We start from the raw sequence: 14,658 nt of genomic DNA on the forward strand, positions 1-14,658 counted from the left end.
TGACAATAAAAGACTAAAGACTATGGAAGGAATTGATTCGCTGTTTTCAACTCAAGCCATAATGATCATGCTTTTGGGTGCTTACGGTGTCGCCATGTGGATGTTTTTAAGTAGTGCGCCTAAGGTACATACGGTGATGGTGTCGGACTTGGAGCAAGCCAGAATCTTTTATGAAAGTCAGCTAGAATTACCGATCGCTGATATACCGCTGCATTATTACGGTTATGAGCAGACCCTTAGTACTACGATTGATCCCATTTATTTACCCAATGAAGGTCGCCGCAGTCGCAAAATTAAACCTGAAGGACTCTGGTACCAGCTAAAAAAGAATACGCAACTACATATTGTTCCGGGTGCTAATCAGGGCGATCGCAATCGAGACCGTCACATGTGTTTTAATCGGGACTGCGTGGAACAGGTACTATTACGGATTCAAATGCGAGGAATCAAGCATAAAATTCGCAGTGAAAAGCCCCTCCAGTTTTTAGTTAAAGATTTTGATGACAAGGTGATTGAAATTGCTGAAGTTGTAAGCTAATTATGGAATTTAGGCGATGGCAGCCCCTAGATCGATTGGCGATCGCTTTAATTGCAGTTTTGACTGTATTAATTGGGTTATTACTTCTCAATGGTGATCAAACTGTTCCCTATGTGCGTAATTTTAGCTGGGATCAGCAGCAGATTAGTGCCAATGATCAGGCTTTTACCATTACCTTTAGTCGTCCGATGGCGCATCAAAGTGTGGAGCAGCACCTAAAACTAGAGCCACCTGTAGGGGGTAAATTTAGTTGGTCAGGACGAAAAATGGCTTATACGGTTACCACTCCTCTTATCTATGGTCAAACCTATAAACTCACCCTAGACAATGCCCACGATGCCTTTGCCAGTAAGTCTGTAATTAAACCCTTTAATAGTAGTTTCTCTACACCTGATCCTGCTTTTGCCTACATTGGCTTATCCGCAGATGAGATCGGGCGTTTAGTTATTTATGATCTACCTAAAAATACCAAACAAATTTTAACTCCTGCTAACCTAACGATTTTAGACTTCAGAATCTATAGCGATCGCTCCAAAATCTTATTCTCGGCTGTACCTAAAACCTCTGGGTTTATTAATCCGTTAGAACAAAGACTTTATACAGTTAGCCTATCTTCTAGCAATGAAGTCAATAAGCCTAAACTAGTTTTGGATTCAGGAGATTTCCAAAATCTAAAATTTGATCTGTCTAGTGATGGTAAGGCGATCGTGGTACAAAGATTAAGTCGAGTTAAAATCGGACAATATGGGCTATGGGTAATTCGGGATGGAGAAGAACCAAAATCCTTAGATAATCAACCAGGTGGAGATTTTTTAATTGCCCCAGATAATGAATCCGTAGCGATCGCCCAGGGGGAAGGTGTAGCGATATTACCTTTACAGGAAGGCGGTACCCCTTTAGATTTTTTACCCAGATTTGGTACGGTTTTGAGCTTCAGTAAGGATGGGGCAGAGGCAGTAATGGTAAAGTACAACAAAGATTACACGCGATCGCTATTTCGAGTCACAAATCAGGGAGTGCAAACTGAAATTTTGAAAACTAAGGGATCGATTCTATCCGCCGAATTTGATCGGGCTAAGCAAAATATTTATGGCATCTTTACCGATGTTAAACAAACCGCAACTAGCTATCAAGAAACTCCATATATCGGCACCATTAATCTTAAAACTGGTCAATTACAAAGATTACAAAATCTCCCACTATGGCAAAGAGATACTAAGCTCAGCCTTGCCCCCGATGATACAGCGCTGCTATTTAATCAAGCGTTAGAGGCATCAGCTAATCCCTTTAGTCCAAGAACTAAGATCGATTTTCTGGCTCTGCCTGATAACTTGTCTAATAATCCTAATCATAAAGATAGGGTATTAAGTGAAAATCCAACGGAGAATTCTGAAAATAAAATTGCTCAAGTTACATCTAAAAGCCAGTTATCCGATCGCTTTCCTGAAATTCTCGGTACCCATCCTGAGTGGCTTCCCTGATATACTGCTTTCCATTAATTACAACTAATTAAAACCAGTAAAAACTATGATTCCCGGTGAATACTTTGTCGAAGTAGGAGAAATAATCCTCAATGCCGATCGCCCCACTACCAGACTAACCGTGGCAAATACAGGCGATCGCCCCATCCAAGTTGGATCACATTTTCATTTTTATGAAGTTAATGATGCCCTAGAATTCGAGCGAGAAATTGCCAAAGGAAAACGTTTAAACATTCCTGCTGGCACTGCTGTTCGCTTTGAACCGGGAGATCAAAAGGAAATTATCATAGTACCCTATGCAGGTCTTCGAGAAGTCTATGGATTTAATGCCAGAGTGGAAGGCAAACTAGACTAAGTAAACCTGTGAAGACTTAGGTTTGATCAAGTGCTGGGAACTGATCGTAATTGTAATTAAGCTAGGGTTTCAATCACATCAGAAATAGGAAAGCGCACCTTTGCCAATTCAGCATACTTATCATCACTGGCACGATACCCAGCTGCACAGGCTACCACCGTGGCATAACCCTTAGTAGGCAGTTCCAGCACCTTATCATAATTAGCTGGCTCTATGCCTTCCATAGGGCAGGTATCCACACCCACAAGAGCGGCAGCCGTCATAAAGTTACCCAAGGCAATATATACCTGTCGAGTTGCCCACTCATTTACAGTCAGACTTCTAGGTCCATTTACCACATCACTGACTATGATATTACGATAGCCACTCAAAGACTCTGGAGCAACACCTCGTACTTCTGCTGTTCTTTTGATAAAACTATCAACATGATCAGTAGTCAAATTTTTCTTGATCGTAAACACCACAAAATGTGAACAATCAGTTACTTGGGATTGATTCCATGATACAGGCTTCAGCTGTGCTTTAATCTCAGGATTAGTAATTACCAAAAATTTCCAAGGTTGTAAGCCATAAGAAGAAGGGGTCAAAAGTAAAGATTCACTTAATGCCTCCCATTTGGACTCAGGGATAACTTGATTAGGATCAAATTTTTTCGTTGCATACCGCCATTTAAGGGATTCTAGAAGTTGAGAAGTACCTATGGACATAGACTTTACTCTTATAAATTTGGAGCTTTCATGTACTCGATTAGTTTAGCAAAATTTTCGGAATCATAGACAATATTCTCGAACTATCGAACAACTGACTGAATTTGTAAACTGAATTGTAAAAAGAGCTAAATTTGCAAAAACAAACCTATATTTAGGTTATATCTCCACACTCTCTTGCAGAGACTATAAACTTTAGAGTTTTATGCCTAATCTACTTGATAATTATCTATCCCATGCTCAGTTAGTTCCCGATCAGGTATATTCATTTGCGGATTTAGCATTCCCCACTGACGGAATCAAGTTTGAGTACCAATCTCAAGTTTATACCCGCCCTTACATCATTTTTAATATGGTGTCTAGTGTTGATGGCAAAGCTACGACTAATCACGGTGAACTGACAGGCTTAGGATCAAGAATGGATCGGAAAATCATGAACCGTCTGCGATCGCAAGTAGATGCGGTTTTAGTGGGTGGGGAAACTCTAAGGGTTGATCCATTTATTCCGACCATACCCCCAGAGCTTTTAGATGAGAGATGGCAAAACTTTTCAGGGCAGCCCTTAGGCATTGTGATTAGTAATAGTGGAAATTTACCCTTAGATCATCGTTTTTGGCAGGCAGGCAAAGAATTACGGATTGTATTTCTTGGGGTACCAGCTAGTTTAGAGGCAGAGAAACTATTGGCAGAGAAAGCACAGGTATTTAGACTGTCAGATACAGGTATAGCAGGGATGTTAGATTTCCTATGGCAGCGATTTTCTGTAAAAAGACTTATGGTAGAGGGTGGTGCCAGTGTGAACTACGAATTTATTTCCCACGGTTGGAGTGATGAGATATTTTTAACTTTATGTCCTAAGTTAGTGGGCGGGATCAAAAATACCTCGATTTTGGGCGGAAATGACTATGGATTATCAGATGCCCTTGGAGTTTTGCCTGATTTAGAATTGCGATCGCTCTATCATCATGAAAACGAGTTATATTTACGCTACAAAATTGAATTTGCTCAAGGCTAATATTTATTACAACTGCACTTAAACTGGGCAGCGATTTTGCATGGTATTTCTCCGAGCTTGATAGGCATTTCTTCGTTCTTGGGCAATCGCTTTTTGGCAGAGATTAGTAGTTCTTTTAAGCTGAGTTATAACCTTAATCACACCGACATTCCCAGTTGATTGCAAGATCGGGATACTTTGGTAGGACTGTGCCGAAATCTTTTGTAAATAAAGTGTGGTGTTAGGCATTGGCTAAATTTAAGAATTACGCTACACCATAACCATAGCAGACAAAAACAGGCTCTCACTGTTGTCAGTAAGAACCTTGAATCCTAGTTATAAACTTAATACTAGATAATTCCCCAAAAGTGAAGAACACCTTGTCCAGTTATCAATTCAACAGCGATCGCAGCTACGAAGCCGATCATAGCAAGACGACCGTTCCAGTTTTCAGCACCGTTAGTAAATCCAAAAGTCCAAGCGTTACGATTATCGTCTGACATATTTTTTAGCTCTGTTAATTTGTTAACACTAAGAAATGTAACATAATGTTGAGCGGTTTGCAACATATTTATCTAATCCCATTGCAAATATCTAAAGAAAAACTTAAATATTAGCTGCTTGATCACGTTCTGAGCTACTACTCTACTGAGCTAATAGTCAAAGCAATTTGATAAAGCTGACGGCGGGGTAATTTTGTCACTTCTGCTAGTTGCCGACTTGCCTGCGATCGCGATATGCCATCTGCCATAATTGCTATGAGTTCTGATTTAAGCTGCATTTCTGTCCACACTTTGGTATCACTAATAGGTAGTCCCGCTATAACTAGGGTAAATTCGCCTCTGGGAGCATGATTACGATAGTGGGAGATCGCCTCTAATAAATTTCCTCGCCAAAATTCCTCATGGAGCTTGGTTAATTCTCTGCCGATCACGATTTGCCGATTTTCACCTAAAGCATTGATCAAGTCTTGTAGAGTTTTAATTAGCCTATGGGGAGCTTCATACAAAATCATGGTGCGTGGTTCCAGTCCCAGTTGTTCTAGTTGCGATCGCCGTAATTGGGAATCTGTTGCTAAAAAACCAGCAAAGGTAAAACTGCTAGTCCCCAAACCTGAAGCCACCAAAGCTGTGGTACAGGCACTAACTCCAGGAATTGGAATTACGGCAATATTTGCTCCTATGCAGGCTTGAACAATCTCTAACCCCGGATCAGAAATACTGGGCATCCCTGCATCACTCACAACTGCAATATTTTTACCTTCCTGTAAAAGGGCTAAAAGTTCAGGAATGCGACCTTGACTATTATGACTGTGATAACTAATTTGCGGAGTTTGAATCTGAAAGTGATGTAGGAGTTTACCCGTATGGCGAGTATCCTCGGCGGCAATTAGATCGACATTTTGTAGGGTCTTGATCGCCCGCATGGTCATGTCCTCAAGGTTACCGATGGGAGTTCCTACTAAATAAAGTGTACCTAACGCCAATTTTTATTCTCCAACTCTCTGACCTGTCGTTCTAGGCGATCGATCCGCCCTCTCAGTTCATCCACCTCATTTTGTCTTGGCACACCTAAGTCCTGTAGGGTATTGCGAATTTGCTTTTGAATTAGGGTTTCAAAATTTACCTGTTCTGACTTAAAGCGATCAGCAAAGTCATTAATAAATTCCGAAGCTTGATCCGAGTTAATTTTGCCATCTTTGACATATTCATCGGCAACTTCTTTCAGTTTCTCTACCATTAAAGAAGTAGTACCAACCCCAATCATTAAAAGTTGCTTGAGTAGATTATTGTTGTCCATAGTGCCGATAGTTCCTAAGTCAGTGAGCCGATATTACCTACAATTCTGCCTTAAATTCTGCATTAGGTTGAGAGAGAGTTTAGGGTGATCGCCTCATAGTTAGATCGGTTTTCTTCCCCAAGTTTAGCGATCGCAGTGCCAGAATATATGAATCTTTATGAACTCTAACCGAGGAACTATCCAAAATGTTTGAAATTCAAGATACAGGTTCTAATAATGCCTTACTAACATACTTAAAAAGTCAATCTCCAGAAGCTATTGAGTTAGCGGCAAAAGGCGTTAGTCCAGAAATTCGCCAAATTATTAATCATAATATTCAAGGTTTAGTGGGAATGTTGCCACCGCAGCAGTTTCAGGTCTCTATAACCACCACCCATGAAAATCTCGCTAATCTGATTGGGTCAGCGATGATGACAGGCTATTTTTTAAGCCAAATGGAAACTCGGATGAAACTTGATTCAGCTTTTGGTAATAGCTTTTCCCTCTCAAACCCAGAGCAGATTAATGAATTTAATGAAGTAGATAAACCTGCCGCCGAATAGTCATACTACTTATGCCCGTGAAACCTAATTCCTAGGAATATATCGTATAAAAATCCACCAAAATCATTAAGCTTTAGTAGTCCTAGGCTTTGGGGGGCATCATTAGCATCTAGTAACGGCTTCATTTGACTGTAGGCACTTTTATAGTTATACCAAGGGACAGAGGGCCACAGATGATGGATAAGATGGTAGTTCTGTCCTAAGAGTAGGATATTTAGTAAGGCACTAGGATAAACTCTGGCATTTTTCCAACGGGAAGTTTCCTTAAAAGGTCGGTGGGGCAGATAGTCAAAAAATAAACCCAAAGCTAAGCCCATGATTGCAGCTGGGACAAACCAGAAATTGAGAATATAGCTTAAAAAGTGAAATTCATACCCTGCAATTAATACACATACCAATATTAATCGGCTAATACCCCATTCTGCCAATTCATACTTGCGCCAGAGTTTTCTTTGAAAGAAAAATACTTCATGGTAGAAAAATCGCACGGCAATTAACCAAAGTGGTCCGCCTGTGGAAACAAAGTGATCGGGATCATTCTCTGGGTCATTAACATTGGCATGGTGCTGCATATGTACCCTTGTAAATACAGGATAGACAAATCCCTGCAATACGGCAGAAATATGTCCCATAGCGGCATTAACAATGCGATTGCGGTGAGCTACTCCGTGGGAAGCATCATGAATAACTGTGCCTAAAACGTATAAAGAAACAAAATTTGCGATAAACACTAGCCAATGCGCCCAATGCCAGACCCAATAGCCAGTAGTTGAGGCGATCGCTAGAATAACAGAACCAATCAGTAGGCATAAAGTGGGATTAAAGCCTTGAGGAGCTCCCATTAGACTAATTGGTACAGTCAGGGTTTTCCCTGTCTGCTGCATGTTTACACTCCTTAAGTTATCTAAAGTTATCTAATAAAAATGTCTAATAAAGATTAGAGTTTGGATAAATAGTTTGTACAAAAAATATAAATGGAAAGCTGATCCAAGTTAATGGAAACTTCCTTTCGTAGTATAGGTTAATCCTCGGTCATTATATATAGATTTGTAAAGGATTTGGTGTGGTTATAACTAATTTCAATAGGTTTAGGAATTGAGTTCAAGATTAAAGTAGTAGTTGGGATTAGTAATAGATTAGTAATTCTTAATCAAAAAAAGCTGTAATTATGGCACAGGTTAAATTAGAAAAAATTTTTAAGCGTTGGTCATCAACCGATGGAGTAGAGTCAATTAACTTAGATATTGCCGACGGCGAGTTTGTGGTTTTAGTCGGACCTTCAGGCTGTGGTAAGTCTACGATTTTACGCATGATCGCTGGCTTAGAACAACCAACCTCTGGCAATTTATATATTGGAGATCGCCTTGTCAATCAAATTCCCGCCCGACAACGGGACGTGGCTATGGTGTTTCAGAACTATGCTCTCTATCCCCACATGACGGTGGCAGAAAATCTGAGTTTTGGGTTGAAAATGCGAAAAATTGGCGATCGCACTGCAATCAATCAACGCATTCACACTGTCGCCGCATCTCTGGGCATTGAGCAATTACTCACCCGCAAACCTGCCCAACTATCGGGAGGACAACAGCAAAGGGTGGCATTAGGTCGAGCGATCGCCCGTGAACCCCAAGTATTTTTACTAGATGAACCTTTATCTAATTTGGATGCTCAACTGCGAGATGACACCCGTGGTGAACTGAAACTACTCCACCAAAAACTAGGTATCACCATGATTTATGTCACCCACGATCAGACTGAAGCTATGACCCTTGCCGATCGCATAGTTGTCCTTAATCGGGGCAGAATTCAACAGGTGGGCAGCAGTAGCGAAATTTATCATAACCCCCAGAATTTAATGGTTGCCACATTTTTGGGTAGTCCTCCCATGAATATTCTGACCGTCGTTTATCGTAATCACTCATTTGTAGTGGATAGTAATACAGGTGGCAGTAATGGAGCTAGTCAAGTTATAGATTGTCCAGAAACCATGCGATCGCTGTTAATCTCAGCAGAGGGACAGTCGCTAAAATTGGGAATCCGCCCTGAACATTTACAGCCTTTAGTCCCCCACGGACAAGGCACTCGTATAGATTTAAAAATAGTGATTGTTGAGGCTTTAGGCAATCGAACTTTGATTAAAACTTGTTTAGTTGATGATCCTGAGCAGTTTATATATTTAGAGGATCGTACTAATCGGCTTTGGCATGCAGGTGACTCAGTATGGGTAGAGTTTAAGCCAGAGCATTTATTTCTGTTTGATCCCACCAGTGGCGATCGCATTAGTTGATCCTACTAGTATTAGTTGCAAGTATTTACAATTGCTTGAGCTAATCCCTCTAGGGTAAATTCCTGTGCCTCAATATCGACTCTACCTAATAATTCTCTACAGGCGATCGATGTTTGCGTGCCAATAGAGGCGATCTGGACTGAGTCTAATAGTTGATCCCATTCGTCTGGTAAGGCTTTAGAAATTAACTGATGGAAGTTTCTAACGGTTTTGGAACTGGCAAAGGTAAGAATATCGATTTGGTGAGTTTGGAGCGATCGCAATGCAATTTCATCTATATCCTGAGGACAACCCGACTCGTAGGCAGGAACAGCATCAACTTTTGCCCCTTTCTGTTCAAGTTCGGTAATTAACACTTCTCTGCCGCCCGATTGTACCCGTGGGAATAAAATCCTTGAGTTCACACATTCAGGAAACCTAGCAACTAGAGAGTCGGCAATAAAATCTGAGGGAATTAAGTCGGGAATAAGACCTTGGATTGATAACAGTTCGCCAGTTTTGCGACCAACCACAGCAATTTTAAGATGATGTAAGCTGCGACTATCTAAATTATGAGCATGGAGGCGTTGGAAGAAGAATTCTACGGCATTGGCAGAGGTTAAAATTAACCAGTTGTAGGTTCCAATTTGGGCGATCGCCTGATCCAGAGGTTCCCAGCTAGCTGGCGGAGTAATTACTAAGGTCGGTACTTCCACAACTTCTGCGCCTTGATGTTCTAGGAGTTGTCTAAACTGGCTAGATTGCCCTGCGGCTCTAGTAATCAAAATTGTTTTTCCTGCTAAGGGCTTAGGTTTAAGAGGCTGATAGAGCCATTCATGATACTTAACCACATCACCCACAACAATTACGGCGGGGGAAAGCTGAGTTGGAAGTTTTAACTGAATATCCGCCAAGGTACCTGTCCAGATGCGTTGATTAGCTCTACCTGCCCATTGAATTATGGCGATCGCTGTTTCTGGGGATTTATACTCTTTTAACTTAGCCAACAGGCTGGAAAAATTAGCTGTCCCCATGAGAATCACTAGGGTTGGGATTTGTCCTAAACCCTGCCAAGGCAAAATTTCTAAATCATGTCCAGTTAACACACTAAAGCAAGAACTCAAGTCGGCATCAGTAACTGGAATACCTGCCAACATCGGCGCAGCGATCGCTGAAGAAATCCCCGCCACAATCTCGAATTCGCAATTTGCAGCATGGAGGGCAGTCACCTCGGAAACCGTCCGCCCAAAGATCATCGGATCACCACTTTTTAGCCTTACTACTTGATAATTCTCTGAATGATTAGCCAGACATTCTGTAACTAAAATTTGATTAATTTCTGCCTGGGTAATTGCCGTCTGTCCGCCCCGTTTGCCCACAGGGATTAACTTACATGACTTGGGGACTATTTCCAGAAGCTTTGGATCGGCAAGGGCATCATAAATTAATACTTGCGCTGTGCTGAGAATCCTATGTGCCTTGAGCGTTAAATATTCAATCCCACCAATACCTGCCCCGACAATAAAGACTTTTCCCATAATTTTAAGTTTTCGTCAATTCGCCGATAAGGTCAGTTCATCTAGGTTCCATAATGCTCCACCAATGGGGGAAAACTTCACGCCTTGAATGCGATCGCGAACCGCAGAAAGAGATAACGGTGTAACTAAGTGAATTAGGGGTAATTGTTCCTGTACTAATTGTTGAAACTGGGCATAAATTGCCTTGCGCTTATTTTCATCCACCTGTTGTGAGGCATCAATCATTAAATTCTCAATTTGCTTTTCCCAATCTGCCACTTTATAACCGGGAATGGGTGGTTGTCCTTCATCTGCACCTTTATTAAACATGTGCAGGTTACCCGTAGTTGACCACAGGTTAATACTGCCGTGGGGTTCAATCCCACCTGTAAAGCCTAGAATTATGGCATCCCATTGCTTAGAGTTATCCAGCTTATCAACCAGAATATTAAAATCAATGCCCGTGAAATCTACAGTAATGCCAATGTTTTCCAGATCATTTTTGATTTGCGATCCCACCTGTCCCCGCACAGGATTACTACCAGCATTAGTGAGTAGGGTAAATCTCACTAAATTTCCGTCAGCATCCAATAGTTGATTTTGAGAATTATAACGATAACCAGCATCCGTGAGGATTTTCTTTGCTTTGGTAGGATTATATTCGTAAACCTTTAAGCCTTTAGCAGGAGATAAATAGTAGGGACTAGGTACAGAGATTGGGGAATTTTGTTCTTCTCCTAACCCCACATAGAGATTTGTAACCATCGTTTGTCGATCTATGGCATGGGCGATCGCTCTACGGAAATTGACATCATTAAACCATTTAGATTTTTTAGGTTCCACGAAGGGTTGATTAGTCTTTGCGTCTCGCCCTTGATTAAGGTTAAACATCACAAATAGTTCCCCCGTGGCAGCACCGCCATTATAGATTTTAAATTTATCCCTTGCCTCGGCGGATTTAAGCAGTTGAAAATCTTTGACTCTGGCACCAAGATCAAAAATATCTAACTCCCTAGAGCGGAATTTTAAGAGGGCAGTATCACTAGAATCGAGAATTTGCAGAACAATATTTTTAATAAATGGTTTAGGTTGATCCCAGTAGTTGGGATTGCGTTTATAGATAAATCTTTCGCCCGGACGATAATCAGCAAACATATAGGAACCACTGCCCACAATCTGATCTAAGGGAGTCTTGATCGACCACGTTTCTAGGAATTTAGGCTTGCCTGCGGCATCATTTTCCTGAAGCGTTTTTTCTAAAATATGTTTTGGTAAAATACTGGTACCACCCATATACCGCACAAAGGGGGCAAAGGGTTCAGAAATAGTGAACTTGATCCTTCGGGCATCCAACTTTTCTAGTTTAGGTAATTCTCGCTTTTTGCCAACTCTCAAGACATCTCGGCTGCTAGTGGGAATCCTCTCATCGAAAATTAGATTAAAAGTGAAGACAACATCATCAACGGTTAAGGGCTGACCATCTGACCATTTTAGGTTATCCCGCAATGTAAAAGTTACCTCTAAGCCATTGGGAGCAACTGCCCATGATTCTGCTAATTCTGGTTCTAACTCCGCCGTCAGTCCATTGGTTTTGAGTAAGCTGCTAAAAATATAACCTAGCACTCCAGAACTGGTAGCATCGGTGGTCAAAATTGGATTGAAAGTTTTGGGGTCTTGGACAATAAAATCGACGAGGCGATCGCTCCGACTAGAATTAACTGCAGGGGAACCACAACCAATAATAAAAATTGAACAGACAGCCGTTAGCACCAATAATAAAATAACTTGAAACTTTTTACTGACTTGGCGTTTACGGTATCTACTCATGGTGACAAATCATAGGGACAAAATGCGGAATTAACCTAATTATGATTGACCTAATTATAGAGAGTCTTAAGTAAATTGTGTAAAGGTAAATTCTGTAGAGGTTGCAGATGAAAGTTAGAGATGAAAGTCATATTGCGATCGCAGTCCCGTATGATCGATCAGTAAGTATGCTTGACCTCATTTTGATTCCTACTATCCATGATTACCGTTGCACTGCCCAAAGGCTCTTTACTCAAAGATTCGATCGCTATTTTTCAATCAGTTGGTTTAGACTTTAGTGCCTTTCTTGATCCCGCTAGTCGGCAATTACAAATTACTGATCCCACAGGCGTAGCACAGGCATTATTAGTCAGGGCGCAGGATGTTTCGGTATATGTGGAATATGGACAGGCACAGCTTGGAATTGTGGGAGAAGATGTTTTACGGGAAAAAATGCCCAAGGTGGCACGGTTACTAGATTTAGGATTTGGTAAATGTCGGATGTCGATCGCTGTTTCTAATCAAAGCCCCTATCGTTCTGCCCTGGATTTACCGCCGCATTCCCGCATCGCTTCTAAATCCGTAAGAATTGCCCGTGAATATTTTCAAAGCCTAGATTTACCCGTAGAAATTATTCCCCTCTATGGTTCGGTGGAATTAGGTCCAATTACAGGCATGTCGGAGGCGATCGTGGACTTAGTATCCACGGGTAGAACCCTCAAAGAAAATGGCTTAGTGGAAATCGAAGTTTTATTTGAAAGTACCGCCAGATTAATTGCCCATCCTTTAAGTTATCGAGTTAACAGCGATCGCCTTAGTGATTTAGTCAACAAACTAAAAATTACAGCAGCGAACTAAAAAAAGGTTATATTCTACTATAACTGTACAAAAACATGCTTTCCGCTCTTGTATGCCTGAGCCTGACATTAGTCTTTACAGAAACCAAATTTTGCAGCTAGAAGCAGAATTAAATTATGTTAAAGCTCAGTTGGCGCAAGTAACACAACCTGGTAGTAATTGTGGGCTGACCTGTGATGACTATGTGCAGTTACTATTTGAGGTTGCCTTTGAGGGTTTATGTATTCATACCAATTTTGTAATTGTTGATGTTAATGCTGCCATCTGCAAACTCTGGGGCTATGAGCGGCATGAAGTAATTGGCACGAATGGCTTAAACTACATTGCGCCTGAATACCACGAGATCGTTAAAACACACATTAGGAATAACTACCCCCATACCTACGAAGTTGAAGGGATCAAGCGAGATGGTTCAAGGTTTCCTATGGAGGTTCAAGGTAAATCTATTCAGTGGCAAGGACAAACAGTTCGCGTAACCGCCGTTAGAGATATTAGCGATCGCCAAAAAATAGAAGCTGCCCTCATTGACGCAAAAATCAGGTATCAAGCTCTGTTTAACCATAAATCTGAAGCTGTATTTATTAATAGTTTTACAGAAACAGGAAGACCTAGCCAATTTATCGAAGTTAATGATACTGCCTGTAAAAGCTTAGGATACACCCGTGCAGAGCTTCTGAATATGAGTCCTAGTGACATCATGCCCAAGGATTTCTTTTGCAAAAGGGAGGTGATTGAAACCCTGCGTAGTCAAAAGTATGCAACCGAAGAAATTTTACACCAAACCAAGGATGGCAGAATTTTCCCTGTAGAACTGAGCCTGCATGAAATAGAAACTGTTGAAGGTAAACCGATTGTGATTGCCTTTGCCCGTGATATTAGCGATCGCAGGGAAGCCGAAACCGCCTTAATCGAAGGGGAAAAAAGGTATCAGGCTTTATTTGACGCCAAGGCAGAATCCGTATTTATTCATAATTTCAACCATGAAGGCATACCCAGTAATTTTATTGAAGTGAATGAAGCTGCTTGTATAAGTTTGGGTTACACCAAAGCAGAATTGCTGCAAATGTCGCCACGGGATATTACCCCCAAAGGTTATAAACCACCCATTAACATTCCCCAAAAATTAGCTCTGGATCAATTTGCAATCTTTGAAGCTCAACACCAAACCAAGGACGGCAAAGTTGTTCCCGTAGAAGTTAGAGCAGTTTTACTCGAGTCCACTGAAAATTTAGTTATAGATTTTGTGCGGGATATTAGCGATCGCAAAGCTATGGAGATGGATTTAGAACTAGTAGCATCCTTAGACTATTTAACCAAAATTCCCAATCGGCGACAGTTCGATCATTTTTTAGAAATAGAGTGGCGGCGCAGTTGTCGAGAGCAAACAAACATATCGTTAATTTTGGCGGATATTGATTTCTTTAAGCCCTATAACGATTACTATGGACACCAAATGGGGGATGAATGTCTGCAGCAGGTTGCCCAAGCGATCGCCCAAACCATCAAACGCCCCGGAGACCTAGTGGCAAGGTATGGTGGTGAAGAATTTGGCATTATCTTACCAACGACTAATCGAGATGGGGCAATTTTTGTTGCTGAAAACATCAGACAGGCTGTTAAGGATTTAGGCATTAAACATGAACGATCAACTATTAATCCCTATGTGACCCTAAGCTTAGGTATAGCTACTTTGACTTCCACCTCCGATCAGTTCTCAATTTTAATTAAAGCTGCCGATCTCGCCCTTTATAATGCCAAGCAATCAGGTAGAGATCGCTGCTGTACTAACTAACT

16 protein-coding genes and 1 pseudogene are annotated in these 14,658 nt (G+C 41.2%); 8 read left to right on the forward strand and 9 right to left on the reverse strand.

Annotated features, from left to right (window positions below):
• Positions 1 to 22 precede the first annotated feature (22 nt).
• From SYN7502_RS03690 to SYN7502_RS03700, 3 genes are read left to right on the forward strand one after another with little or no spacing between them, the layout of a single operon-like run.
• Positions 23 to 538, forward strand: a complete 516-nt coding sequence (locus SYN7502_RS03690; protein ID WP_015167541.1) for a VOC family protein — start codon at positions 23 to 25, stop codon at positions 536 to 538.
• Between the two features lie 2 nt (positions 539 to 540).
• Positions 541 to 2,019, forward strand: a complete 1,479-nt coding sequence (locus SYN7502_RS03695) for an Ig-like domain-containing domain (protein ID WP_015167542.1) — start codon at positions 541 to 543, stop codon at positions 2,017 to 2,019.
• Between the two features lie 46 nt (positions 2,020 to 2,065).
• On the forward strand, positions 2,066 to 2,374 hold the full coding sequence (locus tag SYN7502_RS03700; RefSeq protein ID WP_015167543.1) for an urease subunit beta: 309 nt from the start codon (positions 2,066 to 2,068) through the stop codon (positions 2,372 to 2,374).
• A gap of 56 nt (positions 2,375 to 2,430) precedes the next feature.
• Here SYN7502_RS03700 and SYN7502_RS03705 read toward each other — a convergent pair whose 3' ends face one another.
• Complete coding sequence (locus SYN7502_RS03705) at positions 2,431 to 3,081, reverse strand: NAD(P)H-dependent oxidoreductase (RefSeq protein WP_015167544.1); 651 nt, start codon at positions 3,079 to 3,081, stop codon at positions 2,431 to 2,433.
• 205 nt (positions 3,082 to 3,286) lie between these two features.
• Between SYN7502_RS03705 and SYN7502_RS03710 the strand changes: the two genes are divergently transcribed.
• Positions 3,287 to 4,096: a RibD family protein gene (locus SYN7502_RS03710; protein ID WP_015167545.1), complete on the forward strand. Its 810-nt coding sequence runs from the start codon at positions 3,287 to 3,289 to the stop codon at positions 4,094 to 4,096.
• 18 nt (positions 4,097 to 4,114) lie between these two features.
• On the opposite strand, the gene SYN7502_RS03715 is transcribed toward SYN7502_RS03710, so the two are convergent.
• The 4 genes from SYN7502_RS03715 to SYN7502_RS03730 all read right to left on the reverse strand — a co-directional run bounded on the left by SYN7502_RS03715 (position 4,115) and on the right by SYN7502_RS03730 (position 5,875).
• A complete protein-coding gene (locus SYN7502_RS03715) occupies positions 4,115 to 4,324 on the reverse strand; it encodes a hypothetical protein (RefSeq protein ID WP_015167546.1) in 210 nt (69 codons plus the stop codon).
• A 101-nt stretch (positions 4,325 to 4,425) separates the two neighbouring features.
• Positions 4,426 to 4,578: a chlorophyll a/b-binding protein gene (locus SYN7502_RS03720; protein ID WP_041429844.1), complete on the reverse strand. Its 153-nt coding sequence runs from the start codon at positions 4,576 to 4,578 to the stop codon at positions 4,426 to 4,428.
• Positions 4,579 to 4,715: 137 nt separating this feature from the next.
• The gene (rsmI, locus tag SYN7502_RS03725) at positions 4,716 to 5,561 is read right to left on the reverse strand and encodes a 16S rRNA (cytidine(1402)-2'-O)-methyltransferase (protein WP_015167548.1); all 846 of its coding nucleotides are present in this window, start codon (positions 5,559 to 5,561) and stop codon (positions 4,716 to 4,718) included.
• On the reverse strand, positions 5,552 to 5,875 hold the full coding sequence (locus SYN7502_RS03730) for a phasin family protein (protein WP_015167549.1): 324 nt from the start codon (positions 5,873 to 5,875) through the stop codon (positions 5,552 to 5,554). The genes rsmI and SYN7502_RS03730 overlap by 10 nt, the downstream gene beginning before the upstream one ends.
• Before the next feature lie 185 nt (positions 5,876 to 6,060).
• Between SYN7502_RS03730 and SYN7502_RS03735 the strand changes: the two genes are divergently transcribed.
• Entirely contained in the window at positions 6,061 to 6,417 is a 357-nt protein-coding gene (locus tag SYN7502_RS03735; RefSeq protein ID WP_015167550.1) for a DUF760 domain-containing protein, read from the forward strand.
• A gap of 5 nt (positions 6,418 to 6,422) precedes the next feature.
• On the opposite strand, the gene crtR is transcribed toward SYN7502_RS03735, so the two are convergent.
• On the reverse strand, positions 6,423 to 7,301 hold the full coding sequence (gene crtR, locus SYN7502_RS03740; protein WP_015167551.1) for a beta-carotene hydroxylase: 879 nt from the start codon (positions 7,299 to 7,301) through the stop codon (positions 6,423 to 6,425).
• A gap of 284 nt (positions 7,302 to 7,585) precedes the next feature.
• Between crtR and SYN7502_RS03745 the strand changes: the two genes are divergently transcribed.
• Positions 7,586 to 8,704 (forward strand): ABC transporter ATP-binding protein, encoded by a 1,119-nt coding sequence (locus tag SYN7502_RS03745; protein WP_015167552.1) that lies wholly within the window; start codon positions 7,586 to 7,588, stop codon positions 8,702 to 8,704.
• Between the two features lie 11 nt (positions 8,705 to 8,715).
• On the opposite strand, the gene SYN7502_RS21285 is transcribed toward SYN7502_RS03745, so the two are convergent.
• From SYN7502_RS21285 to SYN7502_RS03755, 3 genes and pseudogenes are all read right to left on the reverse strand, one after another.
• Positions 8,716 to 9,534, reverse strand: coding sequence for a uroporphyrinogen-III synthase (locus tag SYN7502_RS21285; protein ID WP_371257821.1), 819 nt, complete (start codon positions 9,532 to 9,534; stop codon positions 8,716 to 8,718).
• Positions 9,529 to 10,221 (reverse strand): annotated as a pseudogene (cobA, locus tag SYN7502_RS21290) (uroporphyrinogen-III C-methyltransferase); the annotation flags it as partial. The pseudogene cobA and the gene SYN7502_RS21285, both read right to left, overlap by 6 nt.
• 15 nt (positions 10,222 to 10,236) lie before the next feature.
• Entirely contained in the window at positions 10,237 to 12,027 is a 1,791-nt protein-coding gene (locus SYN7502_RS03755) for an ABC transporter substrate-binding protein (protein WP_015167554.1), read from the reverse strand.
• Positions 12,028 to 12,225: 198 nt separating this feature from the next.
• On the opposite strand from SYN7502_RS03755, the gene hisG reads away from it, so the two are divergent.
• Complete coding sequence (gene hisG / locus SYN7502_RS03760; RefSeq protein WP_015167555.1) at positions 12,226 to 12,864, forward strand: ATP phosphoribosyltransferase; 639 nt, start codon at positions 12,226 to 12,228, stop codon at positions 12,862 to 12,864.
• Between the two features lie 52 nt (positions 12,865 to 12,916).
• On the forward strand, positions 12,917 to 14,656 hold the full coding sequence (locus tag SYN7502_RS18080) for a sensor domain-containing diguanylate cyclase (RefSeq protein ID WP_015167556.1): 1,740 nt from the start codon (positions 12,917 to 12,919) through the stop codon (positions 14,654 to 14,656).
• Positions 14,657 to 14,658 lie beyond the last annotated feature (2 nt).

Origin of the sequence: Synechococcus sp. PCC 7502 (assembly GCF_000317085.1) — a bacterium.
Lineage (GTDB): Bacteria > Cyanobacteriota > Cyanobacteriia > Pseudanabaenales > Pseudanabaenaceae > PCC-7502.

Excerpts from the sequence above, each read along its gene's own strand:
- SYN7502_RS03710 (WP_015167545.1), top strand. The coding sequence starts at position 3,287 with ATGCCTAATCTACTTGATAATTATCTATCCCATGCTCAGTTAGTTCCC.
- SYN7502_RS03705 (WP_015167544.1), bottom strand. The coding sequence starts at position 3,081 with ATGTCCATAGGTACTTCTCAACTTCTAGAATCCCTTAAATGGCGGTAT.
- crtR (WP_015167551.1), bottom strand. The coding sequence starts at position 7,301 with ATGCAGCAGACAGGGAAAACCCTGACTGTACCAATTAGTCTAATGGGA.
- SYN7502_RS03735 (WP_015167550.1), top strand. The coding sequence starts at position 6,061 with ATGTTTGAAATTCAAGATACAGGTTCTAATAATGCCTTACTAACATAC.
- SYN7502_RS03755 (WP_015167554.1), bottom strand. The coding sequence starts at position 12,027 with ATGAGTAGATACCGTAAACGCCAAGTCAGTAAAAAGTTTCAAGTTATT.
- SYN7502_RS18080 (WP_015167556.1), top strand. The coding sequence starts at position 12,917 with ATGCCTGAGCCTGACATTAGTCTTTACAGAAACCAAATTTTGCAGCTA.
- SYN7502_RS03715 (WP_015167546.1), bottom strand. The coding sequence starts at position 4,324 with ATGCCTAACACCACACTTTATTTACAAAAGATTTCGGCACAGTCCTAC.
- SYN7502_RS03700 (WP_015167543.1), top strand. The coding sequence starts at position 2,066 with ATGATTCCCGGTGAATACTTTGTCGAAGTAGGAGAAATAATCCTCAAT.
- SYN7502_RS03690 (WP_015167541.1), top strand. The coding sequence starts at position 23 with ATGGAAGGAATTGATTCGCTGTTTTCAACTCAAGCCATAATGATCATG.
- SYN7502_RS03720 (WP_041429844.1), bottom strand. The coding sequence starts at position 4,578 with ATGTCAGACGATAATCGTAACGCTTGGACTTTTGGATTTACTAACGGT.
- SYN7502_RS03695 (WP_015167542.1), top strand. The coding sequence starts at position 541 with ATGGAATTTAGGCGATGGCAGCCCCTAGATCGATTGGCGATCGCTTTA.
- hisG (WP_015167555.1), top strand. The coding sequence starts at position 12,226 with ATGATTACCGTTGCACTGCCCAAAGGCTCTTTACTCAAAGATTCGATC.
- SYN7502_RS03745 (WP_015167552.1), top strand. The coding sequence starts at position 7,586 with ATGGCACAGGTTAAATTAGAAAAAATTTTTAAGCGTTGGTCATCAACC.
- SYN7502_RS03730 (WP_015167549.1), bottom strand. The coding sequence starts at position 5,875 with ATGGACAACAATAATCTACTCAAGCAACTTTTAATGATTGGGGTTGGT.